Here is a 24617-nt window from a genome sequence, read left to right on the forward strand (position 1 = left end):
TATGCCTACCTTTTCGCCGCTCGATCCGCCGCATCCCCAGGGCGCACGTGACACCCTGTACCTCACCACGCCCGCCGGCAGCGCAAGCGCCCTGGCGCTTTCGCGCCTGGCTGCCGACGCGCCGTTGCTGGTGATCACCCAGGATACCGCCGAGGCGCTGAGGCTCGAGAATGAACTGGCCTTCTATGCCGACGTGCCGGTGCTGCCCTTCCCCGACTGGGAGACGCTGCCCTACGACAGCTTTTCGCCCCATCAGGACATCGTCTCGTCGCGGCTGCGCACCCTCAGGCATCTGCAGGACGGCGTGCACGGCATCGTGCTGGTACCGATCAATACCCTGATGCAGCGCCTGCCACCGGTGGACTATATCGCCGGGCGAGTGCTGACCCTGGAGGTCGGCGCCACCCTCAAGCGTGAAACCTTCCGCGAACAGCTGTCACGGGCGGGCTACCGGGCGGTGGAAACCGTCTTCGAGCCGGGGGAATATGCGCTGCGTGGCGCCCTGATCGATCTGTTTCCCATGGGCAGCGACCATCCGCTTCGCATCGACCTGTTCGACGACGAGATCGACACCCTCCGAAGCTTCGACCCGGACACCCAGCGCAGCCTCGACAAGGTCGAGCGGATCGACCTGCTGCCGGCGCACGAGTATTCGCTGTCACGCTCGGCCATCGCCTGCTTTCGTGAAGGCTTCGAGACCCTGTTCGACGTCGACCCACGCCAGTGCCCGCTTTATGTCGATGCGCTGAAGGGCATCCCCTCACCTGGACTCGAGCAGTATCTGCCGCTGTTCTTCGAGGCCACCGCCTCACTGTTCGACCATCTGCCTGCGGACACCCGGGTCGCCCTGATGTCCGGCTGCCGCGAGGCCGCCGAGCACCACTGGCAGGCGATCACCAGCCGCTACGAAAATCTCGGCGTCGATCCGACCCGCCCTCTGCTGCCGCCCCACCGCGCCTTTATCCCGGAAGCGGAACTGTTCGGGCTGATCAAGACTCACCCCAGGGTCGAACTGACGGCAGACAGCGAGCATCCCCACGCCCACCCCTCGGATGCCAGCGACGCCCCCCAGGTGGCGATCAACGCCCGGGCCAAGGATCCACTGGCGGCACTCAAGGGCTTTCTGAGCGAGCACGCCGAGCGCCGGGTACTGTTCGTCGCCGAGTCACGGGGGCGCCGGGAAGCGCTGGAAGAGACCCTGGCCCCCGCTACCGGTGCACTGCACGCCGTGGACGGATTTTCCGACTTCCTCGCCGGCAGCACTCGCCTGGCCATCGCCGAGGGCCAGCTCTCCAGCGGCCTGTCGCTCGGCTCCCCCGCCCTCAGCGTGATCACCGAGACGGAGCTGTTCGGCGAGATCGTGCGCCAGACCCGCCGCCAGGCCAAGGCCACCGACGACAATGAACTCGCCGTACGCCATCTGTCTGAGCTCAAGGTCGGCGCCCCGGTGGTCCACCAGTCCCACGGCGTCGGTCGCTACCGCGGGCTGGAAACGCTGGAAGCCGGCGGCCAGGCGGCCGAGTTTGTCAGCCTCGAGTACGCCGACGGTGCCAAGCTCTACGTGCCGGTGGATAGCCTGCACCTGATTTCGCGCTACGCCGGTGCCGACGACGAACTGGCACCGCTGCATCGCCTCGGCTCTGAACAGTGGGAAAAGGCCAAGCGCAAGGCCGCCGAAAAGATCCGCGACACCGCCGCCGAGCTGCTCGACATCTATGCCCGCCGCGAGGCCCGGGAAGGCTTCGCCTGCACCCCGCCCGACGAGGAGTACGCGCGCTTTGTCGCCAACTTCCCGTTCGAGGAGACGCCGGACCAGCGCGTCACCATCCAGGCGGTGATCCAGGACATGACCGCACCGCGCCCGATGGACCGTGTCGTCTGCGGCGACGTCGGCTTCGGCAAGACCGAGGTCGCCATGCGTGCCGCCTTTCTTGCGGTACAGTCCGGACGCCAGGTGGTGGTGCTGGTGCCGACCACCCTGCTCGCCCGCCAGCATTTCGAGAACTTCCGTGACCGCTTCGCCGATACCGCGGTGGATATCGAGCTGCTGTCCCGCTTCACCAGCAGCGGCAGTCAGACGGACACCCTCAAGCGCGTTCGCGAAGGCAAGGTCGATATCGTCATCGGCACCCACAAGCTGTTGTCTCGGAAGCTCGACTTCCCGGAGCTGGGGCTGGTCATCATCGATGAAGAACATCGCTTCGGCGTGTCCCAGAAGGAAAGGCTCAAGACCCTGCGTGCCGAGGTCGACGTACTGACCATGACCGCAACGCCGATCCCGCGAACCCTCAACATGGCCATGAGCGGCATCCGCGACCTGTCGATCATCGCCACCCCACCGGCCAGACGCCTGTCGGTGAAGACCTTCGTCCAGCAGCGCGAAGAAGCCGTGATCAAGGAGGCGATCCTGCGCGAGATCCTGCGTGGCGGCCAGGTCTATTACCTGCACAACGAGGTCAAGACCATCGAGAGCGCCGCCGAGAAGGTCCGCGAACTGGTGCCCGACGCCCGCGTCGCGGTGGCCCATGGGCAGCTGCCCGAGCGCTCGCTGGAACGGGTGATGTCCGACTTCTATCACAAGCGCTTCAACGTGCTGGTGTGCTCGACCATCATCGAGACCGGCATCGACGTGCCCAGCGCCAACACCATCATCATCGAGCGTGCCGACAAGTTCGGACTGGCCCAGCTCCACCAGCTGCGCGGCCGGGTAGGCCGCAGCCACCACCAGGCCTACGCCTACCTGCTGGCGCCGCCGCCTCGCTCGATCACCCGAGATGCGGTCAAGCGCCTCGAGGCGATCGGCCAGGCCGAGGACCTGGGCGCTGGCTTCACCCTGGCCAGCCACGACATGGAAATCCGCGGCGCCGGCGAACTGCTGGGCGACGAACAGAGCGGCCAGATGGAAGCGGTGGGCTACAGCCTCTATATGGAGATGCTCGACCGGGCGGTGAAGGCCATCCGTGAAGGCCGCACTCCGAATATCGAGGCGCCGCTGCAGGAAGGCGTCGAGATCAGCCTCAACCTGCCGGCGCTGATTCCCGACGACTATCTCCCCGATGTCCAGCAGCGTCTGGTGATGTACAAGCGCATCGCCAACGCCGACAACGAGGCCGAGCTCAAGGAACTGCGCGTGGAGATGATCGATCGCTTCGGGCTGCTGCCCGCCCCGGTCAAGACGCTGCTGCGCCAGACCCGCCTCAGGCAGCGTGCCGAAAGGCTCGGTATCGTGCGCCTGGAAGCGGGCGCCGAGCGCGGGCGCGTGCTGTTCGGCGGCCAGACCGCGGTGGATCCACTGACGCTGGTGGGGCTGATCCAGGGGGCGCCGGAACGCTATCGACTGGAGGGCGCCGACACCCTGCGCTTCCAGGCCGACATGGCCGTCGAGGAGACCCGCTTCGAGGCCGTCGAGGCGCTGCTGGACCAACTCAATCGAAAGACTCAGGCGGCCTGAGCCATCCCTTGCAAGGGACTGGCGCAACGCCGCATTAGCGGGCAATCTATGTACATAGGACACCGCAAATTCCGGCCGGGTGATCCCCGGCTTTCACCCATTATCGAGACTGCTGCAATGACTTCGACTTCACTTCGCCGGCCACTCGTCCGCCTCGCCACCCTGTGTGGCGTCGTGGGCGCGCTGGCGGCACCTCTGGCGGCGGCCGACGACCTGCCCCGAGGCCACTACCTGCTGCCCGAAGAAGGCGACCTGATCGGTGAGGTCTACACCGTCGAAGCCGACGAGGAAGACACCCTCATCGATATCGGACACGAGCACGGCATCGGCTTCAACGCCATCACCCGCGCCAACCCCGACATCAGCATCTGGTATCCCGGCGAGGGTACCGAAGTGACCATCCCGGCCCAGTTCATCCTGCCCGATGCACCGCGCAACGGCATCGTGGTCAACGTGGCCGAGATGCGCCTCTACTACTACCCGCCGGCCAAGGAAGGCGAGCCGCGTACGGTGCAGACCTACCCGATCGCCGTGGGTCGCATGGACTGGAAGACGCCGCTGGGCTCCACCACCATCACCCAGATGGTCAAGAATCCGTCCTGGTATCCCCCCGCCTCCATTCGCCGCGAACACGCCGAGGCCGGCGACCCCTTGCCCGGCGTGGTGCCGCCCGGACCCGACAACCCCATGGGCACGCGCAAGATGCGCCTGGGCATCCCCGGCTACCTGATCCACGGCACCAACAAGCCCGAGGGCGTCGGCATGCGCGTCACCCACGGCTGCATCCGCATGCTGCCCGACGATGTCGAGAATCTGTTCGATCAAGTCGCGGTGGGCACCCGTGTCCGACTGGTCAACGAACCGCTCAAGCTCGGCTGGTCCGACGAGCACCTCTATGTCCAGGCCTACCCCTACCTCGACGAGGAAGAAGGCGCGCCGATCGAGGACATGACCGCCGCTATCGAGGAGGTCGAGGCCGCCGTCAAGGACAAGGACTACGACGTCGACTTTGCGCGCCTGCGTAGCGCCATGGAGACGCCCAGCGGCCTGCCGGTCGCCATGCAGACCACCACCCCGGCAGAACCCAAGCCGCTGCCTGGCAGCCTCTATGACCATATCGAGTTGATCGCCGACGAGCCTGCCCTGCTGGGACAGGTCAGCCACGAAGGCTGAACCGGCAACCACAGGCACCACATCAAGCACGTGACGTGCACGGCGCCCCGACAGGGGCGCCTTTTTTTGGCGCCAACATTTCCAGAGCGAGCCTCGTCGGCATGGTGGCGACACCATGATCCAGCTCAAACGACGCATCCGCAGCAGTCAGTGGTCAGGCAGAGGAGAGGCAGCCGTCAGGCGACAAGCGACAGGACAGGCAGCCGTCAGGCAGAGGAGAGGCAGCCGTCAGGCGACAAGCGACAGGACAGGCAGCCGTCAGGCAGAGGAGAGGCAGCCGTCAGGCGACAAGCGACAGGACAGGCAGCCGTCAGGCAGAGGAGAGTCAGCCGTCAGGAGACAAGCGACAGGACAGGCAGCCAGACAGGCAGCCGTCAGACGAAGGAACAGGCAGCGGTCAGACGATTGACTGGCAGCTCCCGCCCACCATCAATCGTCATGCCATGATCACACACCACAAACGACTGAGGCCCCACCTTTCGGTGGGGCCTCAGCCTATCGTTTCATGACCTGGACGACCTGATTTCGATGAAACCCTGACGTCCTGTCGGTCAATCCCGCGAAAGGGATGCGAAACGATTACTTGCGCATGGAGCGCTCGAACATGCGGTTCATCTCTTCGCGGTTCTGCTGAGACAGCTGCAGGGCCGCTTGAGCGTCACGCTGTGCCTGGTTGGCAGTGTTCTGAGCCTGAGTGGCGATGCTGCGAGCTTCTGCAGCGTCGGCCTGAGCGGACTCAGCGGTCATGCGGACTTCTTCCAGAGCGCTGGAAGAAGCACAGCCAGCCAGAACGGCCAGAGAAGCGGCGGCGGCGGTCAGCTTCAGGGTAGTCTTCAGAGTCATGGTGTTCTCCTTGAGTCTTCCTTGGTACTGCGTTGGTGACAGTAACATACCCGATCAGGGTATGTATCCATCAGGCTTCCTGCAAAGGCAGGCCTTTCTTGCAGCGACTTGTGCTGCTAAGCACAGGAGTCAAACGCTGTTTTATAATACACAACGGCGCTTGTCCATAGTCTTGAACGTCCCTTGCGCCCCTAAAGACTAGCGGATGACGACGCGAGTGCCAACATCAATCAAGCCGGAAAGTTCCCGAATTTCATGATTGGTCACGGCGACACATCCGTTGGTCCAGTCAAAGTTGCGATGGATGTCCATGTCCCCATCGCCGACTCCGTGTATGCCGATATAACCGCCCAGGATCGTCTGCTGGGGCGGGCTACGATGCCGGCGATAGTAGTCGAAATAGTCGTCGTAATCCTGCTGACTGTACAGCCCCGTCTCCAGCGCCATCCTGGCGTGGGTGGGTGTCGGATAGTCCAGCCCGATGAAGATGTCGAACTTGCTGTCGAAGTTGAAGCGATTGACGTGGAACTCGCCTCTGGGCGTGGTCTTGTCGCCCATGACCCGCTGGGACTTGGCGCCTCCTCTACCGACCGAAATCGGTGAGTATCGGGCCAGCTCCACCCCCCCGCGATACACCGTCAGGCGAGACTCCTGGTTATCGATCAGGACCCAGATCTCGCTGGAGGAGTCCGGGACAATGGCACGGCGAAGCTGGTCCTCCACCATGTCCATGCTGGCACTGACACCCAGAGGGAGTAGCAGCATGGCACCAAGTATCATTTGGATGAAACGGCGACGTTGACTCTGGGCGAACATGGACAAACTCACTGTGAATAAACGAAAACATCTGTGACGCAGTGTAATCCCGATTCTGCGGAACTTCACGCGGAACCTGGCCGATTTCACGGCAGGCAAACGAGCTCTGTCGCAGCTATCAAACGACGGCGCACAGAAGCGTCGCCGGCCGACGACACTCTGCCTTTACCATTCCTCACTGGTCTGGCGTAAGGCGGCTATCTCGACCTTGGCCGCCTCGAGGCAATGCTGCAATTCCTGCCCCAGATCCGCCTGCCGATCCACGGCAATTACCCCGGACAATGCCGGCGAGCGAGGCCGACTCGCACCTTCATCGCCGTGCAGCGCCTCGAGATGACCGATGACACGGTATAGCCAACTGCTGCCGTCGCGGGCCAGCTCACGTAGCCGATGAACCTCGGCCACGGCGGGTGGGTCATCACCCAGCAACAGGCTTCGCCAGTCATGCTCCGCCAGATGCGCATGCTCGCAGACGTCGCGCAGCAGGGCGTCGATCGCCAGCTCGAACAACGCCAGGGCGCCCTCCTCGCCGGCCCTCTTTCTGGCGCCCTGGTGCTCGTCATCACCCGGCGCCACGTCCAGCAGCAACTGCGCCTGATACAACAACTGATTGGTGCGGGCCCGCGGTGTCACTTGCGCTTATCCTCCACCACCCACTTGTTACCGTCCCAGCTCGCCTTCCAGCCACTGGCCTTGCCATTGTCGCCGTCGGTCATCACGAACTGCTCCTTGAGCTTGCGCGAGAAACGAATCTGAGCCGGGCGCCCATCCGGGTCCTGGTCCGGCGCATCGAGCAGGTAGTGGTACTTCTCCGGCAGCTCGGCGGCGTGGGGCTTCAATTCCTTGACCAGAGGCGGACGGGTCTCCCGGTTCTTGGGAAACTTGCTGGCGGCCAGGAACAGCCCGCTGGCGCCATCGCGCAGCACGTAGTGGTCTTCCACCTTCTGACAGGCCAGTTCCGGCATCGGAATCGGATCCATCTTGGGCGGAGCCACTTCACCGTTGCGCAACAGCTTGCGGGTATTCTTGCAGCTGTCACTGGTGCAGCCGAAGTACTTGCCGAAGCGCCCGGACTTGAGCTGCATCTCGGAGCCGCACTTGTCACACTCGATGACCGGGCCGTCGTAGCCCTTGATGCGGAACTTGCCCTGTTCGATCTTGTAGCCTTCACAGTCGGGGCTGTTACCGCAGATATGCAGCTTGCGCCCTTCATCGATCAGGTAGCTGTCCATGGCGGTGGAACACACCGGGCAGCGTTCCTTGGCACGCAGGGCATCGGTCTCGGCTTCTTCGCCGGCATCGGCGGCGACAGCCTCTTCACCCGGCAGCAGGTCGATGGTGGTCTTGCAGCGCTCCTTGGGCGGCAGGTTGTAGCCACTGCAGCCGAGGAAGACACCGGTCGAGGCGGTACGAATCTGCATCTTTCGCCCACAGGTGGGGCAGTCGATATCGGTGGGTACCGGCTGATTGGGCCGCATCCCCTCGTCGCTCTCGGCCTTGGCCAGCTCCCCGCGAAACTCCTGATAGAAGGCGTCGAGCAACTCACGCCAGCTACGCTCGCCCTCGGCGATCTCGTCTAGGCTATCCTCCATGCGCGCGGTGAAGGAGTAATCCATCAGATCGGGAAACGACTCCTTGAGTCGCTCGGTGACGATGTCGCCCAGCTTCTCGGCGTAGAACCGTCGGTTCTCGAGCTTGACGTAACCACGATCCTGGATGGTGGAGATGATGGCGGCGTAGGTCGAGGGGCGACCGATGCCGCGCTTCTCCAGCTCCTTGACCAGGCTGGCTTCGGTGTAACGGGCCGGCGGCTTGGTGAAGTGCTGCCTGGGGTCCAGCGCGTCGAGGTGCATCGGGGTGCCCTCGCCCAGATCCGGCAGCGCCTGATCCTCTTCCTTGCGCCCCATGGGGGTCATCACCCGGGTGTAGCCATCGAACTTGAGCACCCGGCCCTTGGCCTTGAGCTCGTAGCCGTCCACCACCACGCTCAGGGTCGACGACAGGTACTCTGCGGGGGTCATCTGGCAGGCGACAAACTGCCGCCAGATCAGTTCGTACAAGCGTTCGGCATCCCGCTCCATGCCCGCCAGGTCGGTCGAGCGGCGGGACACCTCGGACGGCCGGATGGCTTCGTGAGCCTCCTGGGCGCCTTCCTTGCTGGAATAGCGATTAGGGGCTTCGGGCAGGTAGCGATCGCCGAACTCCTGACCGATATAGTCACGCACGCTCTCCACCGCCTCACGGGACAGGTTGGTCGAGTCGGTACGCATATAGGTGATGTAGCCCGCCTCGTAGAGCCGCTGGGCCAGGGTCATGGTCTTCTTCACCGAGAACCCCAGCCGGCCACTGGCGGCCTGCTGCAGCGTCGAGGTGATGAAGGGGGCGTTGGGCTTGGACCGGGTCGGCTTGTCTTCCCGCGAGGTGATCGCAAGACTGGCCTTGCGCAGCGCAGCGATGCGCTCGAGGGTCTCGCTCTCGCTGGTGGGCCTGAACGTCTTGCCATCCTGACGTACCAGTTCGAAGCGGATGGCCTCGCCGTCCGGCGTCACCAGATCGGCATGAACGTCCCAGAATTCCTCGGGCACGAAGGCGCGAATCTCGCTTTCGCGCTCGCTGATCAGGCGCATGGCCACCGACTGGACACGACCGGCCGAGAGCCCGCGGGCTACCTTGGCCCACAGCAGCGGCGACAGCATGAAGCCCACCACACGATCGAGGAAGCGGCGAGCCTGCTGGGCCTCGACTCTGGGCATGTTCAGCTGACCGGGATCGGTGAAGGCTTCCTGGATGGCATTCTTGGTGATCTCGTTGAACACCACCCGGCGATAGCGTTGCTCGTCCCCACCGATGGTCTCGCGAAGGTGCCAGGCGATGGCTTCCCCTTCGCGGTCCAGATCGGTCGCGAGATAGACGGTGTCGGCTTTCTCCGCCAGCTTCTTGAGCTCGGCCACGACCTTTTCCTTGCCCGGCAGGATCTCGTAGTTGGCCTGCCAGCCATGGTCGGGGTCGATACCCATGCGTCGTATCAGCTGGCTATGCGCCTTCTGCTGCTTGTAGACCGCCTTTTCCTCAGCCGACATCTTGCGCGTCGCGGCCGCCTGGCGAGCCCGCTCCTTGGGATCGGAAGCCGCCTTGCCAGAGCCGCTGGTCGGAAGATCACGGATGTGACCCACGCTCGACTTCACGATGAACTCGTTGCCGAGGTACTTGTTGATCGTCTTCGCCTTGGCGGGCGACTCGACGATGACCAGAGACTTGCCCATAGTACTCCACAGTAGTCAGGGCGCCGCGCTCCTTGGCGAACGCCAGTATGTGCCACTCCCGCCGATGGTGGACGGGAAAAATGCGCTTACCCTAACCCAGCGCCGAACGTCGCGCCAGTCACATCGGTTCGAGCCCCAGGCAGGCTAGACGCATGCCCAGCCGTTTCCCACGACTGACGCCCTGGCGTCCACCTGACATCGCCAAGAGACTAGCCCTTACCTCGACGGCCGACAAGCCGCCCCTCAGAACCGACTTGCCCCTGCACGAAGCAGGGGCAAGCAGAATGGTCGATGTCTCACACTCGATCATCGAAGGCTGACAGGCGCTTGACTAGCGCTTGCGCCGCTGGCCTCGGGGCGATCCGGTGCTGCGCCGACGGGTGGCGGCCGGCGCCTTCTCGGCGTCATTGCCTACCTCGGAAGAGGTTGGCGTGGCGGCCTGGGCAGCCTTGGGCTCGGCCTCAGGTTTGGCTTCAGCCGCCGGCTTGGTCTCGGACTTGGCCTCAGGTTTAGTTTCAGCCGCCGGCTTGGACTCGGGCTTGGGCTCGGGCTTCGCCTCAGGTTTAGTTTCAGGCTTCGCTTCGGCAGCCGGCTTCGCCTCGGTCCTCGCCTGAGCCTTTGCCGCAGGCGCATCAGCAGGCTCGGCGTCGGCCTTGGGCGCGGCCTGGGCCTGCCCTTCGACGCGGGAAGCTTCGCTTGCAGATTGACGAGTGCCGCGCTTGGCTGAAGTGCCGCTAGCCGGCGCCGTCCTGGTGCGGCTGTTACCACTGGCCCCACTACTGCGGCGGGCCGTACGACGCGTTGCCGGACGGGCCTTGCCAAACAGCGCCTTGATACGCTCGAAACGAGCGGCGGCGTGCTCGCTGAGCTCACCGCTGGCCGCCAGTACATGCTCGATATGCTCGATATGGCCGTCGATCGTCCTGGCATCGAGCCCCTTGAGCAGCTCGGGAATGGCCTCCAGCGCAGCCTCACGATCCTGCTTCAGGATAAAGAACTGATCGCGCATCAGATGCTTGAAGTCTTCCAGCCGCAGCTCCGGCTCAAGCTCGCTGCGCGACGCCTGCAGCCGGCGGAAATTGCGGCCATCGGTAGCAGGAGCACCACCCAGCACGAAGATCACCGAGCGCATCACGGCCTCGTGGGCGCCGCCTTGCGCCACCTGCTCGCGCACCTCCTGCTGGCGACGCTGGATAAAGCGACGACGCTCCGGCTCGGAGCCAGGCACCTGACGCTCACCCTCCACGGCGCCTTTCAGCCCCACCAGCGACTGCAACAGCGGCTGACCGTAGAGGTCAAGGAAGGCCTTCTCGAGGGCGCGATCGCGCAGTACCCGCCAGGCATCCAGACTCCGCGAGATCAGGCTCGACCCGATGTCCTCATACACTCGGAAGATGTTGTCATCACCGAGTTCATGACGATGCTTGCGCACCGACTCCGCCATGACCGGCAACGAAGACATCATCGGATTACGATCGGACAGCAGGCGATACCCCATGCGATTGGGGTGCATCTTGCGCATCCAACGAGCCGACTCGGGTGTCGACACGGCACGAATCCAGGGTTGCAGGAACTGACGATAGAGCCCCAGATTGATCTCCGAGACCCTGGCCACCGTGGCGAAACGCAGCTCGTCCTCGGGGCTATGCTTGACCACCTGATTCAGGTCGTCGAGGTCCCGGGTAGAGAACTCCAGCAGGTAGTCCCGCTCGATCAATTCGGCGTCGGGCCGCTCGCTGGCCTTGGACACGGTGGTCTCGTAGAGCCCCGGCGGCAGCACGTCGATATAGTCCATGTTGGCGGTGAACTCGGCGTGTTCCTTGCGCGAGACGCTGCCGGAAACGAAGATGCCGAGGTGGCCGGTCTTGTCATGGACGCAGTAGACGATGGTCTGCTCGTTGGCGATGATGTCGTCGACGCCGTCGTAGAGATCACGCACCCAGCCAAGCGCCTGGGGCGGCGGCGTGATGTCATCACCTTGTGAGCAGAACACCACCACCGGGGAGCGCACGTTGCGAAGATCGATACGGCGCCCGTCGGACGTCACCAGCTGGGCCGTGGACAGGCGATTGCCGACAAACAGGTTGTCGACGATGTACTGGATCTCTTCTCCACCCAGCACCACATGGCCGCCCCACCAGCGCTCGAACTGAAGATAGCGATCGGCTTCGGTATCGACATGGGCGTACAGGTTGTACTGCTTGTCCCACCAGGTGTTGGCCGGATTGAGGCGTTCGAAGTTCTGCACCAGCCAGGCTCCGTCGAACAGGCCATCGCCCATGTCCGAGAGCATATGGGTGGCCCAGCTGCCGCCGGTCATGCCGCCGGTATAGCGCATCGGCGCCTTGCCGCGCTCCCCGGCCCAGTAGGACAGCGGTGCACCGGCGATCAGGATCGGTCCGAACAGCTCGGGCTCGAGCGCTGCCGCCATCATGATCTGCCAGCCCGCCTGACAGTTGCCCACGACCATGGGTTTTTCGCTATCGGGATGCAGCTCCGCGACGTGGCGCAGGAAGGTGACCTCGGCTTCAACCACGTCCTCGACCCGCTGCCCCGGGACGGGATAGGGCATGAAGGCGATGAAGTAGCAGGGATGGCCGGCGCGCAGTGCGATGCCGATCTCGCTGTCGGGCTTGAAGCCACCGATACCCGGGCCATGCCCGGCGCGCGGGTCGACCACCACGAAGGGGCGTGCCAGTTCATCGGTCTCGACACCCTCGGGCGGGTGCACGCGCAAAAGCTCATAGTTGACGGGGCGAGGCAGGGTCTCGCCTTCCATCACGATGTCGGTATCGAAGCCAAGTACGGTGGGGCGGGTCTTCTCGATATGTTCGAGGTATTCGTTGCCGCGCTGGCGCATGACATCCCAGTAGAGGATGCTGCGCTCGACGCTGTCACGCCAGTAGTCGGCCGCGGCACGGCCGAAGCCGAAGGGGTCGAACAGTGGAGCAAAGGGTTCCGCCAGCGCGAACAGGGGCGCGGTGGCGCTTGGCATCAACGCATTCATATAGGCTCCCAGGGTTGCGTGATGCGCAGGCGGCGATCCTTGCGTCTGCGCACTTGTTGCAGTGCAATATAGCGCAATAATGCAGGTACTGCGAAGCCCCCTCTTTTCGGAGCTGCACATCGCGTAGGAGATTCACTGTAGAGCGGGTACGCTCAAAAGCACAACGCCCGGCAATGCCGGGCGTTGTGGGTAGCTGAAATACCGCTTTCGCTCTACTTGACTTCGATGCCGTGTGCCTGCTGATCGGCATGGTAAGACGAACGTACCAACGGGCCGGAAGCCACGTGGGTGAAGCCCATGGCGCGCCCCTGCTCGGCGAACCAGTCGAACGTGGACGGCGGCACCCAGCGATCCACCGGCAGGTGATTGCGAGACGGCTGCATGTACTGCCCCAGGGTCAGCATGTCCACGTTGTGTGCACGCAGGTCGCGCATCACCTCGATGACCTGCTCGTCGGTCTCGCCGACACCCAGCATCAAGCCAGACTTGGTCATCACTTCGGGACGGCGCGCCTTGTAGCCCTTGAGCAGGTCCAGCGACCACTGATAGTCGGCCCCCGGCCGCACCTTGCGATACAGGCTCGGCACCGTCTCCAGGTTGTGGTTGAAGACGTCGGGCGGCGTGGTCTCGAGGATGTCCAGCGCCACCTCCATGCGACCACGAAAGTCCGGCACCAGTACCTCGATCTCTATGCTCGGGCTATCACGACGAATCTCGCGGATGCAGTCGACGAAGTGCTGGGCACCGCCGTCACGCAGATCGTCACGGTCGACGGAGGTCACCACCACATAGTTCAGGCGCATCTCGGCGATGGCCTCGGCCAGTTCGCGCGGCTCGCGCTCGTTCAGGGCGTTGGGACGCCCGTGAGCCACATCACAGAACGGGCAGCGGCGGGTACAGATATCGCCCATGATCATGAAGGTGGCGGTACCGCCGTTGAAGCACTCGCCCAGGTTGGGGCATGAGGCTTCCTCGCAGACGGTGTGCAGGCCATGACGTCGCAGGGTCTCCTTGATGCGGGTGACTTCCTTGGACACCGGCATGCGTACCCTGAGCCAGTCCGGCTTGCGCGGAATCTCCTCCGTGGGGATCACCTTGACCGGGATCCGCGCCACCTTGTCGGCGCCGCGAAGCTTCACTCCCCTTTCGCTGCGGGCGTTCTTCTTGGCCTTGGCGGCGGCGGCCGCCGCCTGGATGGCGGAACTGTCTGTCATTTCACTGTCCTGTGAGGATCGCTCGGGAGACACGTTGCTGTGACGGCCTTCGGCGTGCCCTGTGCGATCAGTCAAAATTGTGGGCGTCGAGCACTCCCGGCAAGCCGGGGCGCTCGATCAGTTCGCGTTGTCCCAGTCGCGTCGCCAGCGTGCGCAAAAGCCGACGCGCTTCGGCTTCCATGTCCAGCCTCGAAGAGACCAGATCGGCCAGCCGGGTCATCTCGAGTCCAGCGTAGCCACATGGGTTGATAAACGAAAATGGCGTGAGATCGACCTCGAGATTGACCGCGATGCCATGAAAACTGGCACCCCGTCGAATCCTCAACCCCAACGAGGCAATCTTGCGTTCACCGACATACACGCCAGGCGCGTCAGGCCGGGCGCTTGCCTCGATGCCATGCTCGCCCAGGGCATCGACCACGCTGTCTTCCAGCGCACTGACGAGGTCTCGGACCCCCAGTCTGGCACGCTTGACATCGATCAGCGGGTACAGCACAAGCTGACCCGGCCCGTGGTAGGTCACCTGCCCACCGCGATCGGTCTCCACCACCGGGATCTCGCCCGGCATCAACAGATGCTCGGGCTTGCCTGCCTGGCCCTGGGTGAACACCGGCGGGTGCTGGACCACCCAGATCTGGTCAGGCGTATCGCCATCTCGGGTGTCGGTCAGTTCGCGCATCGCCTGCCACACTGGCCGATAGGGCTTGAGCCCCAGATGATAGACGTCGATCGCCTCCATCACACCACCATGTGCACGCGGCCTGTGGCCTTGAGTTCGTCGAACAGCGCCTTGAGCTGGGCTTCACCGGTGGCGCGCATGGTCAACCGCACCGACTGGAAACGCCCATTGCGACTGTCGACCACCTCGAGGCTGCTGCCTTCGAAGGTCGGATCATGGCGATGCACGATCTGGCTGACGGTGGCGGCGAAGTCCTCGGCAGCGTCTCCGACCACCTTGATTGGATAGTCGCAGGGAAAGGTGATGGTGACATCCGCCGGATCCGGCCCTGCCTGGGTGCGCAGATCGCGAAAGGTCCTGTCGTTCATCCGATGCCCCTTACAATGGATACCCGAGTATTCTACTCAACCTTGGCATCACGACCAAGGACACCGGCCGAGGCGGCTCACCTCGGCCGGCGTCAGGCGACCACAGGGCGCGCATTGACGCCAGGGCCGCACCACAGGGACGATCAGTCGAACCAGCCGCCGACCAGGTCGCTGAAGAAGCGCTGAACCTTGTCGATCATGCGCTTGAACAGCCCACCCTGCTCTACCGCTTCCAGCGCCACCAGGTCACGCTCGCCGACCACCTCGTCCCCGAGGCGCACCTCCATGGTGCCGACCCGCTGGCCGGCGGCGATGGGCGCGGTCAAGCCACTGTCGATGTCCAGGCGCGCGGTGAGCTCGTCATTGCGGTTGCGCGGAACGGTCATGTAGACGCCATTGTCGACGCCCACCTTGAGCTCGTTGGTGCTGCCTTCCCACACCCGCGGCGTGTTGAGTACGGCGCCACGGTCATACAGCTTCAGTGTCTCGTAGTAGCGGAAGCCATAGCTCAAAAGCTTCTGGGTTTCCTGGGCGCGGGCTTCTTCTGAGCTGGTCCCCATCACCACCGAGATCAAGCGCATGTCATCACGCTGGCCCGAGGACACCAGGCAGTAGCCGGCCTCTTCGGTCCAGCCGGTCTTGAGGCCGTCGACGCTGGGGTCGCGCCACAACAGACGGTTGCGGTTGGCCTGTTCGATGCCGTTGTAGGTGAAGTGCTTCTGGCTGTAGATGGCGTAGTGTTCCGGGTAGTCCAGAATGATGTGCCTGGCCAGACGCATCAGGTCCCGGGCCGAGGAGTAGTGATTCTCCGACGGCAGCCCGGTGGCGTTCTCGTAGTGGGTGTTCTCCATGCCCAGCTGGGTGGCGTGCTGGTTCATCAGGTCGGCAAAGGGGGCCTCGCCGCCGGCCAGATACTCGGACATGGCGACGCTGGCGTCATTGCCGGAGACGATGACGATACCGTGGAGCAGCTCCTCGACGGAGACACGAGTACCGACCTCGACAAACATCTTCGAGCCGCCGGTACGCCAGGCCTTCTCGCTGATCGGCACCATGTCGTCGGGCTGGATGTTACCCCGATCAAGTTCACGTTCGACCAGGTACGCCGTCATCAGCTTGGTCAGGCTGGCCGGCGGCAGGCGCTGGTCAGAATTGTGCTCGGCCAGGACTCGTCCGCTGTTGGCGTCGATCAGGATCCACGACTTGGCCGCCAGCTGAGGCGGTGCCGGGATCATGACCTGGGGCTCTGGCACGTCCGGTGTAGGCGAGTCGGGCTGCTGAGCACTCGTCAGGGGCGCCACCAGGGCCGCACATACAAAGGCCACGGGCAACCAGCGGCGAGTAAAGGATGACTTAGCGATCATGGTGAAATGTCTCGTTACAACAATCAGGGAAAGCGGTGATCAGGGCCACCGCACAATGCTTCCAACAGCCGGCCTCACTGGAACCGCCGGCATCGACCGGCCGGACGATCAGCGAGGCGTCGGCTGCACTTCGTCGATACCTAGCGAGCATCGACGACAAAGGTCTGCGCGAATCCCGCCTGGCGCAAGCGTTCGCGGACCGGCTCCGCCTGCCCGCGGCTCGCCAACGGCCCGACCTGCACCTTGTGCAGACCGGCGGCGCTGGCCACACGCACCTGCTGATTCAACCGCGTCTCCAGATCCGCCTTGAGGTCTTGGGCGCTATCCGCCGACCCCAGGGCTGCCACTTGAATATAGATGCCGGGAGTCCCGGCCGCGGGCGCCTGCGGGGCGCTCTGGCCTGCTGCCGGCGACGCGGCGGACGGCGCGCTGGGCGCCGCATTGGCTGCAGTACGGGCTGCAGTACTGGCCGTAGTTCTGGTCCCAGTACTGGCCGCAGCGCTGGCCGCAGCGCTGGCTGGCGCGGCGCGCACACCCCCGCTGACCGAGTCGCTCGAGGCACCCGCGCCGCGACTGGCCTGCCACTGATCGGGATCGATCACGCTGACCCGCACCCGGCCCGTGCCATGGTCGAGAATATCGAGCCGCGCGGCCGCTGCGTAGGACAGATCGATCTCGCGGTCGTCGTGGAAGGGGCCGCGATCGTTGACTCGCACGATCACCGACCGCCCGTTGTCCAGGTTGGTCACCCGGGCGAAGGTCGGCAACGGCAGCGACTTGTGCGCCGCCGTCATCTTGTACATGTCATAGATCTCGCCGTTGGAGGTCGCGTAGCCGTGGAACTTCTGACCGTACCAGGAAGCGGTACCCTCGCGCTGATAGCCACTCGGCTCATCCAGCACATGGTAGGTCTTGCCCCACACCTCATAGGTCGAGCGGTTGCCGGCGCGTGAGCGTGGCTCGTCGCGCGGCACGGCGTCCGGCACCTGACTGACGTCCGGCGGCGTCTCGGGATAGGCGTCGCCGCTCATGGCATAGCGCCCACCCGCCGTCGCCCGCGAATCCTGAGGCGTCGCGGCCGCCTGCTGAGTGGTCTCCGGGGCGGTACCGCCGCCGCCGGCACAACCGGTCAGGGCCACCAGCAGCGACAGGGTCGGCAACAAGGGCGCGCGCAGGGTCATGAACTCACCTCCGTGTCCAGGGCATGCCACCACTGGGGCTTTCCCAGCGAGCGCACCTCGGCGATGGCCTCCGACAGTTCCGTGACCGCCATGGCGTAGAGGTGGCTGTGGTTATAGCGGGTGATCACGTAGAAGTTGGCCCCACCCAGGCGGTAGTGGGTGCTGCCGTCTTCCATGTCCAAAGCCAGCGGCACCACCTTGGCATCCCCCGGCAGCGGCTCCACCGGCTGGATGCCCTGGGCTTCCAGTTCGGCAACACGCACATAGGGCGGATCGGTGCGGTTGAAGCGAATCGAGGACGGCACCGAGCTGGGGCCTTCGGCCTCCCAGTACAGGGTGCCACCCGCCTGCCAGCGGTGCTCGGCGAAATAGTTGGCCACACTGCCGATGGCATCCACCGGATCGGTCCACAGGTTGCGCTGGCCGTCGTCGTTGAAGTCGACCGCGTAGGCCTGGTAGCTGGTGGGAATGAACTGGGGATAGCCCATGGCACCGGCGTAGGAGCCCTTCAAGGCTCCGGGATCGACGTTCTGCTGGTAGGCAATGTCGAGAAAGGCCTCGAGCTCCCCCTCGAAGAACTCACCGCGCCGGGGATGATGAAAGGCCAGCGTGGACAGCGAATCGAGCACCCGATGATCACCGGTGATACGCCCGTAGCGGGTCTCGACGCCGATAATCGCAGCGATCACCTCCGGTGGCACACCATAACGCGCTTCAGCGCGATCGAAGGCGTCACGATGGGCCTCGATAAAGGCCGCGCCCTCGTTGATGCGCTCTTCACCGAGGAAGATGCCACGATAGCGCTCCCAGGTCAGGTGATGCTCGGCGGCACCGCTCATGGCCTCGAGCACCGACGGCTGGAACTCTGCCCTGGCCATGGCGCGCTCCAGCCACTGGCGCGAGACGCCCTGGCGCTCGAGCCGATCCATCATCGCGTCGACCTCCGGCGAGGCGAAATCCTGCGCCTGGGCCGCCAGCGACAGCGAGGCCAGAAGCCCACACAACGCCGCGCCGAGGCCTTTCCTTCCCTGGACCAGGGGTACTGTCATCGATCTTCTCCCTTGGGGAACCCGCAGGCGCCGCCGCCCCTGCAAAGCCGGCAAGCGCTTCGCTCGCCGGCCCCGGGGCCACTGTCGCCGCCTCTCTCCGGGCTCCCGTTAGCCTGGTCGCCAGCCCCTAGCGTGGCAGCAACCGGCGATGTGCATTGACCGCCATGAGAATACCGAAACCGGCCATCAAGGTCACGCTGGACGTCCCCCCGTAGCTCACCAGGGGCAGCGGTACGCCGACCACCGGCAGAATGCCGCTGACCATGCCGATATTGACGAAGACGTAGATAAAGAAGGTCAGCATGATGCCGCCTCCCAGCAATCTGCCGAAGGTATCCTGGGCGGCGCCCGCCAGCCACAGTCCACGTGCGACGATCAGCAGGTAAAGCAGCAGGAAGGCCAGCATGCCGACCAGCCCGAATTCCTCGCCCAGCACGGCCACGATAAAGTCGGTGTGCCGCTCCGGCAGGAACTCGAGCTGCGACTGGGTGCCTTCGAGCCAGCCCTTGCCCCAGACGCCCCCGCTGCCGATGGCGGTGGTCGACTGGATAATGTTCCAGCCGGCGCCCAGCGGGTCGCTTTCGGGATCGAGAAAGGTCAGCACGCGCTGACGCTGATAGTTGTGCATATTCATCCACAACAGCGGCAGCGCTGCCCCCGCCAGCGCCACCATGACACCGATAAAGCGCCAGGACAGCCCCGCCAGCAGGATCACGAAGACCGCCGCTGCCGCCACCAGCAGCGAGGTGCCAAGGTCCGGCTGGCGCGCGATCAGGCCCACCGGCAGAGCGATCAGCAGCGCGCAACCTGCCAGCGCGCGCCAATTGGGTGGCAGCTCGTGGCGACTGAGCCAGGCCGCCACCATCATCGGCATGGCGATCTTCATCATCTCGGAAGGCTGAAAGCGCACCACGCCGGGAATCACCAGCCAGCGCTGAGCGCCCATGCCGACGTCACCGAGGATCTCCACCGCCACCAGCATCACCAGGCCGGCCAGATAGGCCGGCAACGCCCAGCGCATCAGCGTCGCCGGTGAAAACTGCGCCAGCACCAGCATGACCGCCCAGGCCACACCGAAGCGAATCGCCTGGGCGGTGACCACGTGAACGTTCTCGCCACTGGCGCTGTAGAGCACCGCCAGGCCACTGCACATCAGCACCAGCAGCATGCCGAGCAACCAGGGATCGACGTGCATCCGTTGCCAGAACGAGGTGCGTCGGGCGATACCGCTGGCAGGGGGACGCACCGGGTGGCCGCGCAACGAGCGCACAAAATCGATGGCCATCAGTCTTCCTCCTCGGCGGCGGTCTCGTCGGTGCGCGGACGACCGGCGTTGTGTTCGAGAATCCAGGCATCGGCCATGGCCCGAGCCAGCCCCGCGGCGTGGGTCGACCCGCCACCGGCGTTCTCGACGATGACCGAAATGGCGATTTGAGGGTCCTCCACCGGCGCAAAGGCCATGAACAGCGCATGGTCGCGCAGACGCTCCCGCAGTTCAGCGGCGTTGTACTTCTGGTTCTGCCCCAGCGAGAACACCTGGGCGGTACCCGACTTGCCGGCCATGCGATACTGAAGGCCTGCCCCGGTGCGCCGTGCCGTGCCCTCGCGCCCGGACAACACCTTTTCCATGCCGTTGAAGACCCGGGTCCAGTAGTTCTCGGGGGCCTCGATATCCGGCGGCGTGTCGGGCAGATCAACCGGCACCGGCTGGTCGCCGATGCGCTTGGCCAGCCGCGGGCGCACCCAGTGGCCGCGATTGGCGAGCACGGCGGTCGCGGCCGCCAACTGCAGCGGAGTGATCTGCAGATACCCCTGGCCGATACCCACCGACAGCGTCTCGCCGGGATACCAGGGCTGATTGAAGCGTGCCTTCTTCCAGTCTCTGGATGGCAGCAGACCATCCCCCTGCCCGGCCACGTCGGCGGCGACCCGGCTGCCGAAGCCGAAGGCCCCCAGGTTCTCGTCGATACGATCGATGCCGAGCTCGTGGGCCAATGAATAGAAATAGGTGTTGTTGGACACCGCCAGGGCGCGTTCGAGATTCACCCGCCCATGACCCCAGCGCAGCCAGTTGCGGTAGCGCCGGTCGTCATTGGGCAGCTGATAGTAGCCCGGGTCGTAGATGACCTCGTCTGGGGTAACGGCCCCTTCGATCAGCCCGGCCATGGCCATGAACGGCTTGATCGTCGACCCCGCCGGATAGCTGCCCCGGGTCGCCCGATCGAACAGCGGCAGATCGATATCGCTCTGCAGCCCGCGGTAGGACTTGACGTCGATGCCGGTGACAAACTGGTTGGTGTCGAATCCAGGCACCGAGGCCATCGCCAGAATTTCGCCGGTCTGGGGCGCAATGGCGACGATGGCGCCGCGCCGACCATCGAGCAGATCCACAGCGAGCTGCTGCATGTCCATGTCCAGGGTCAGGGTCAGGTCCTGCCCCGGCTCGGGGTCGGTGTGCCCCAGCTCACGCAGCACCCTCCCCCGGGCGTTGGTCTCGACCTTTCTCAATCCCGCACGACCGTGCAGCTGATCCTCGTAGAAGCGTTCCACCCCGGTCTTGCCGATAAAGTGGGTACCGGCGTAGTTGCCCGGATCCAGGCTCTCGAGTTCTTCGGCGTTGATCCTGCCCACGTAGCCAAGCGCATGGGACATGATCTCGGCGTCGGGATAGAAGCGCAGCAGCTGGGCCTGCACCTCCACTCCCGGCAAGCGGTGGCGATTGACCGCAAGCCTGGCGATCTGCGACTCGGTCAGATCACTCATCAACAGCGCCGGCTGGTAGGGACGCTGACGCTGGCGTGAACGCACCTTGAAGGCGTCCACCTCTTCGTCCGGCAGATCCAGCAGCTCGACCAGCAGCTCCAGGGTGGCATCGAGATCATCGACCCGCTCACGCACCAGGGTCAGGTTGTAGGTGGGACGATTTTCGGCCAGCAATTGGCCGTTGCGGTCGTAGATCAGCCCGCGGGTCGGGGGCAGCGGCTCCACCCTCACCCGATTCTTCTCGGATCGAGTGCTGTAGACCTCGTGCTGGACGATCTGCAGATAGCACAACCGTCCCACCAGCAGGCCGGACAGCAGTACTACGACCACCCCGGCAAGCGTCGCACGCACACGAAAGATGCGCAGCGCGTTCTCGGGGTTCTTGAGGGTTTCGCGACGCTTACGCATGCGAGAGGCAATCCTTGTCTGACGCAGGAGCCATCATCGGTGGTAGGGGTGTCCCACCATCAGGGTCCAGGCACGGTAGAGCTGCTCGGCCAGCACCAGCCGCACCAGTGGATGGGGAAGGGTCAAGGGTGACAGCGACCAGCGCTGGTGGGCGCGGGCCGACAGCGTCGGGGCCAGGCCATCCGGGCCACCCACCAGCAGCACCACATCACGCCCGGCATGACGCCACTGATCGGCCTCATCGGCCAGCCGCTCGGTGGTCCATGGCTTGCCGAGCACCTCCAGCGCCACCAGATGCTCATCACCCTTGAGGCGTGACTCGATGCGCTCGGCTTCCTGGGCCACGGCGCGCGCGGTATCCGCGTTCTTGCCGCGATGGCCCGGGGCGATCTCTTCGACCTCCAGACGAAAATCCCGCGGCAGACGCTTGCGGTACTCTTCGACACCGTCGGTTACCCAGCCTGGCATGCGTGTTCCCACCGCCAACAGGCGGACCTTCATGCCTTGGCCTCTTCCTCTGGTGCCGGTGCATCGCTGGGAAGGTCCGACCACAGTCGCTCCAGATCGTACAGCGCACGGGTGTCCGGCATCATCACGTGGACCACCACGCCGCCGAGATCGACCAGCACCCAGTCCGACCCGTTTTCACCCTCGACGCCCAACGGCTGAACGCCATTGTCCTTGGCGTTGGTAATGACGCTGTTGGCCAGCGCCGACACATGTCGTGTCGAGGTCCCGCTCGCCACCACCATCCAATCGGTCACGCTGGTCAGCCGAGACACGTCGAGCACCTCGACGTCCTTGGCCTTGATATCGTCAAGCGACTCGATCACGAGCGCCTTCAATGCTTCAATCTGCATAGCCCCTCATCACTGGGTAGTCATCGACCTCCCATTGTACCTGTTGGGAAGCCGAGTGGCAGCGCCAATCCAGCGCCTGATCGAATTTCTCGGACCGTGTTGCCTTGGCTGCCGCGCTCAGACCGCGCGGTACAGGCGTTGCGCCTGGATGCGCTCTTCCACCGCCGGCGGCAGCAGGTAGCGCACGCTCTTTCCCTGCATCAGGCTATGCCTGACGAAGGTGGCCGAGATCGCCATCCGCGACGGCAGCGACAGGCGCAGCAGTCGGCCCTGGGGCTTGGCCATCAGGGCATCGCCATGCTCGACCTCGCGCCCCTCGATCAGCGCCCGAAGCGCTTCGGGCAAGGGCGCTTCGTGATCGGGGCGTTCGACCACCACCAAATGGGCAAGCGCGAAGATCCTTTCCGGGTTGTGCCAGTTCGCCAGCTTGAGAAAGGCGTCGTGACCAAGGGCCATGACGATGCGCGCCTCGTGGCCGTAGCGCTCACGCAGGGACTCGAGCGTCTGCACGCTGAACGACGGGCCCTCCCGTTCCAGCTCGCAGGGGTCCGCCGCCAGCCCCGGGGTATTGCCGATCCCCAGGCGCAACAGCTCGAGCCGTTTTTCGGCGGTGATCTGGGGCCGATCGCGCAACGGAGGCTGAGCCGCGGGGATCATGTGCACGCCATCGAGCGACAGCGCAGCGCGAAGCTCAAGCGCGGTGCGCAGGTGGCCTAGATGGACGGGATCGAAGGTGCCGCCAAGCATGCCGATGTGCGCAGGACGGCCCTCGACGTCAAAGCGAACGGCGCCACTCACTGTCGAATCTGGCCATCGCCGAAGACCACATACTTGCGCGTGGTCAGCCCTTCGAGCCCCACCGGCCCCCGGGCATGCAGTCGGTCGGTGGAGATGCCGATCTCCGCACCGAGCCCGTATTCGAAGCCATCGGCAAACCGGGTCGAGGCGTTGACCATGACCGAACTCGAGTCGACCTCTGCCAGAAAGCGGCGTGCCAGGCTGTAGTTCTCGGTGACGATGGACTCGGTGTGACGCGAGCTGTAGCGCTCGATATGCGCCATGGCCTCATCGATATCATCGACTACCCTGACCGACAGTACCGGCGCAAGGTACTCGGTGGCCCAGTCCTCGTCACTCGCCGTGAGCCAGTGATCGACGATCGCCCGGGCGCGGGCACATCCCCTCACCTCGACGCCCTTTTCCGCGTAGTCAGCGGCCAGGGTCGGCAGCAGGGTCTGCGCCACCTGTGCATTCACCAACAGCGTTTCCATGGCGTTGCACACGCCGTAGCGATGGGTCTTGGCGTTGACCGCGATGGCACGGGCCTTGTCAAGGTCGGCGGCGGCGTCCACGTAGACGTGACAGATGCCGTCCAGATGCTTGATCACCGGCACCCTGGCCTCACGCGAAATACGTTCGATCAGCGACTTGCCACCGCGGGGAATGATCACATCGACAAATTCGTCCATGCTGATCAAGCGACCCACGGCGGCGCGGTCGGTGGTCGCCACCAGTTGCACGGCGCCCTGGGGCAGTCCGGCTTCGGCCAGCCCAGAGGCGATGCAGCGGGCCAGCGCCTGGTTGGACGCGCTGGCCTCGGAGCCCCCGCGCAGAATGCAGGCATTGCCCGATTTCAGGCACAGGCTGGCGGCTTCCATGGTGACGTTGGGGCGAGATTCGTAGATGATACCGATGACACCCAGGGGCACGCGCATCATGCCGACCTGGATGCCGCTGGGCCGAGTGCTCAGGCCATCGATCTCACCGACAGGGTCGGGCAAGGCAGCGACCTGGGTCAGGCCCTCGATCATGGCGTCGATGCGGCCGTCATCCAGGGCTAGGCGATCAAGCAGAGCCTCGTCGAGCCCCTTGTCGCGACCGCGCGCCAGATCCTGCCGATTGGCCGACAGGATCTCTTGACGAGACGCGTCCAGCGCCTGAGCCATCGCCTTGAGCGCCTGGTTCTTGCGCGCGGGTGGCAGGCGACGCATATCGGTGGCAGCAACACGGGCCGCCTGGCCCATGGCGGTCATGTAGGCGTCGATATCGGCGACGCACTCGGCGGTGGCATTGGCGGATGAGTCGGACACGGTGAAACGAGTCTCCTGGTAGAACGAGGTCTCCGGGCAAAGAAAGAAAGCTTGCACCGGGATGACAACGCGGACGTGATGCGGATCG

General features: G+C 64.6%; 19 protein-coding genes. 2 read left to right on the plus strand and 17 right to left on the minus strand.

What is annotated here, in order from left to right; translation table 11 throughout:
- Window position 1 precedes the first annotated feature (1 nt).
- Window positions 2–3451 carry a transcription-repair coupling factor gene (mfd, locus tag NKF27_RS12270; protein ID WP_253551953.1) on the plus strand — a complete coding sequence of 1150 codons (3450 nt, stop codon included), beginning with the start codon at window positions 2–4 and terminating at the stop codon, window positions 3449–3451.
- 117 nt (window positions 3452–3568) lie between these two features.
- Complete coding sequence (locus NKF27_RS12275; RefSeq protein ID WP_108132833.1) at window positions 3569–4624, plus strand: L,D-transpeptidase family protein; 1056 nt, start codon at window positions 3569–3571, stop codon at window positions 4622–4624.
- A gap of 579 nt (window positions 4625–5203) precedes the next feature.
- On the opposite strand, the gene NKF27_RS12280 is transcribed toward NKF27_RS12275, so the two are convergent.
- From NKF27_RS12280 to NKF27_RS12360, 17 genes are all read right to left on the minus strand, one after another.
- Window positions 5204–5467: an Lpp/OprI family alanine-zipper lipoprotein gene (locus NKF27_RS12280; RefSeq protein ID WP_045992670.1), complete on the minus strand. Its 264-nt coding sequence runs from the start codon at window positions 5465–5467 to the stop codon at window positions 5204–5206.
- Window positions 5468–5665: 198 nt separating this feature from the next.
- A complete protein-coding gene (locus NKF27_RS12285) occupies window positions 5666–6232 on the minus strand; it encodes a murein L,D-transpeptidase family protein (protein WP_231498647.1) in 567 nt (188 codons plus the stop codon).
- 216 nt (window positions 6233–6448) lie between these two features.
- Window positions 6449–6916 (minus strand): DUF6586 family protein, encoded by a 468-nt coding sequence (locus NKF27_RS12290; RefSeq protein ID WP_253551956.1) that lies wholly within the window; start codon window positions 6914–6916, stop codon window positions 6449–6451.
- Window positions 6913–9546 carry a type I DNA topoisomerase gene (gene topA, locus NKF27_RS12295; protein WP_253551959.1) on the minus strand — a complete coding sequence of 878 codons (2634 nt, stop codon included), beginning with the start codon at window positions 9544–9546 and terminating at the stop codon, window positions 6913–6915. Before topA ends, NKF27_RS12290 begins: the two co-directional genes overlap by 4 nt.
- A 331-nt stretch (window positions 9547–9877) precedes the next feature.
- The gene (locus NKF27_RS12300; protein WP_253556472.1) at window positions 9878–12541 is read right to left on the minus strand and encodes a DUF3141 domain-containing protein; all 2664 of its coding nucleotides are present in this window, start codon (window positions 12539–12541) and stop codon (window positions 9878–9880) included.
- A 224-nt stretch (window positions 12542–12765) separates the two neighbouring features.
- Window positions 12766–13767: a lipoyl synthase gene (lipA, locus tag NKF27_RS12305; RefSeq protein WP_253551976.1), complete on the minus strand. Its 1002-nt coding sequence runs from the start codon at window positions 13765–13767 to the stop codon at window positions 12766–12768.
- A gap of 67 nt (window positions 13768–13834) precedes the next feature.
- On the minus strand, window positions 13835–14506 hold the full coding sequence (gene lipB / locus NKF27_RS12310) for a lipoyl(octanoyl) transferase LipB (protein WP_045992675.1): 672 nt from the start codon (window positions 14504–14506) through the stop codon (window positions 13835–13837).
- A complete protein-coding gene (locus NKF27_RS12315) occupies window positions 14506–14814 on the minus strand; it encodes a YbeD family protein (RefSeq protein ID WP_045992676.1) in 309 nt (102 codons plus the stop codon). Before NKF27_RS12315 ends, lipB begins: the two co-directional genes overlap by 1 nt.
- Before the next feature lie 143 nt (window positions 14815–14957).
- A complete protein-coding gene (locus NKF27_RS12320) occupies window positions 14958–16178 on the minus strand; it encodes a D-alanyl-D-alanine carboxypeptidase family protein (RefSeq protein WP_253551978.1) in 1221 nt (406 codons plus the stop codon).
- 140 nt (window positions 16179–16318) lie between these two features.
- The gene (locus tag NKF27_RS12325) at window positions 16319–17359 is read right to left on the minus strand and encodes a septal ring lytic transglycosylase RlpA family protein (protein ID WP_253551980.1); all 1041 of its coding nucleotides are present in this window, start codon (window positions 17357–17359) and stop codon (window positions 16319–16321) included.
- On the minus strand, window positions 17356–18408 hold the full coding sequence (gene mltB, locus NKF27_RS12330) for a lytic murein transglycosylase B (RefSeq protein ID WP_253551982.1): 1053 nt from the start codon (window positions 18406–18408) through the stop codon (window positions 17356–17358). Before mltB ends, NKF27_RS12325 begins: the two co-directional genes overlap by 4 nt.
- A gap of 127 nt (window positions 18409–18535) precedes the next feature.
- Window positions 18536–19693: a rod shape-determining protein RodA gene (gene rodA / locus NKF27_RS12335; RefSeq protein WP_108132837.1), complete on the minus strand. Its 1158-nt coding sequence runs from the start codon at window positions 19691–19693 to the stop codon at window positions 18536–18538.
- Window positions 19693–21579: a penicillin-binding protein 2 gene (gene mrdA, locus NKF27_RS12340; protein WP_253551984.1), complete on the minus strand. Its 1887-nt coding sequence runs from the start codon at window positions 21577–21579 to the stop codon at window positions 19693–19695. Before mrdA ends, rodA begins: the two co-directional genes overlap by 1 nt.
- A gap of 33 nt (window positions 21580–21612) precedes the next feature.
- Window positions 21613–22080 carry a 23S rRNA (pseudouridine(1915)-N(3))-methyltransferase RlmH gene (gene rlmH / locus NKF27_RS12345; protein ID WP_253551985.1) on the minus strand — a complete coding sequence of 156 codons (468 nt, stop codon included), beginning with the start codon at window positions 22078–22080 and terminating at the stop codon, window positions 21613–21615.
- Window positions 22077–22439, minus strand: coding sequence for a ribosome silencing factor (rsfS, locus tag NKF27_RS12350; RefSeq protein WP_253551987.1), 363 nt, complete (start codon window positions 22437–22439; stop codon window positions 22077–22079). Before rsfS ends, rlmH begins: the two co-directional genes overlap by 4 nt.
- Window positions 22440–22556: 117 nt before the next feature.
- On the minus strand, window positions 22557–23186 hold the full coding sequence (gene nadD, locus NKF27_RS12355) for a nicotinate-nucleotide adenylyltransferase (protein ID WP_253556473.1): 630 nt from the start codon (window positions 23184–23186) through the stop codon (window positions 22557–22559).
- A gap of 47 nt (window positions 23187–23233) precedes the next feature.
- A complete protein-coding gene (locus NKF27_RS12360) occupies window positions 23234–24472 on the minus strand; it encodes a glutamate-5-semialdehyde dehydrogenase (RefSeq protein ID WP_253556474.1) in 1239 nt (412 codons plus the stop codon).
- Window positions 24473–24617: the final 145 nt, after the last annotated feature.

Origin of the sequence: Halomonas sp. DN3 (assembly GCF_024137905.1) — a bacterium.
Lineage (GTDB): Bacteria > Pseudomonadota > Gammaproteobacteria > Pseudomonadales > Halomonadaceae > Halomonas > Halomonas litopenaei.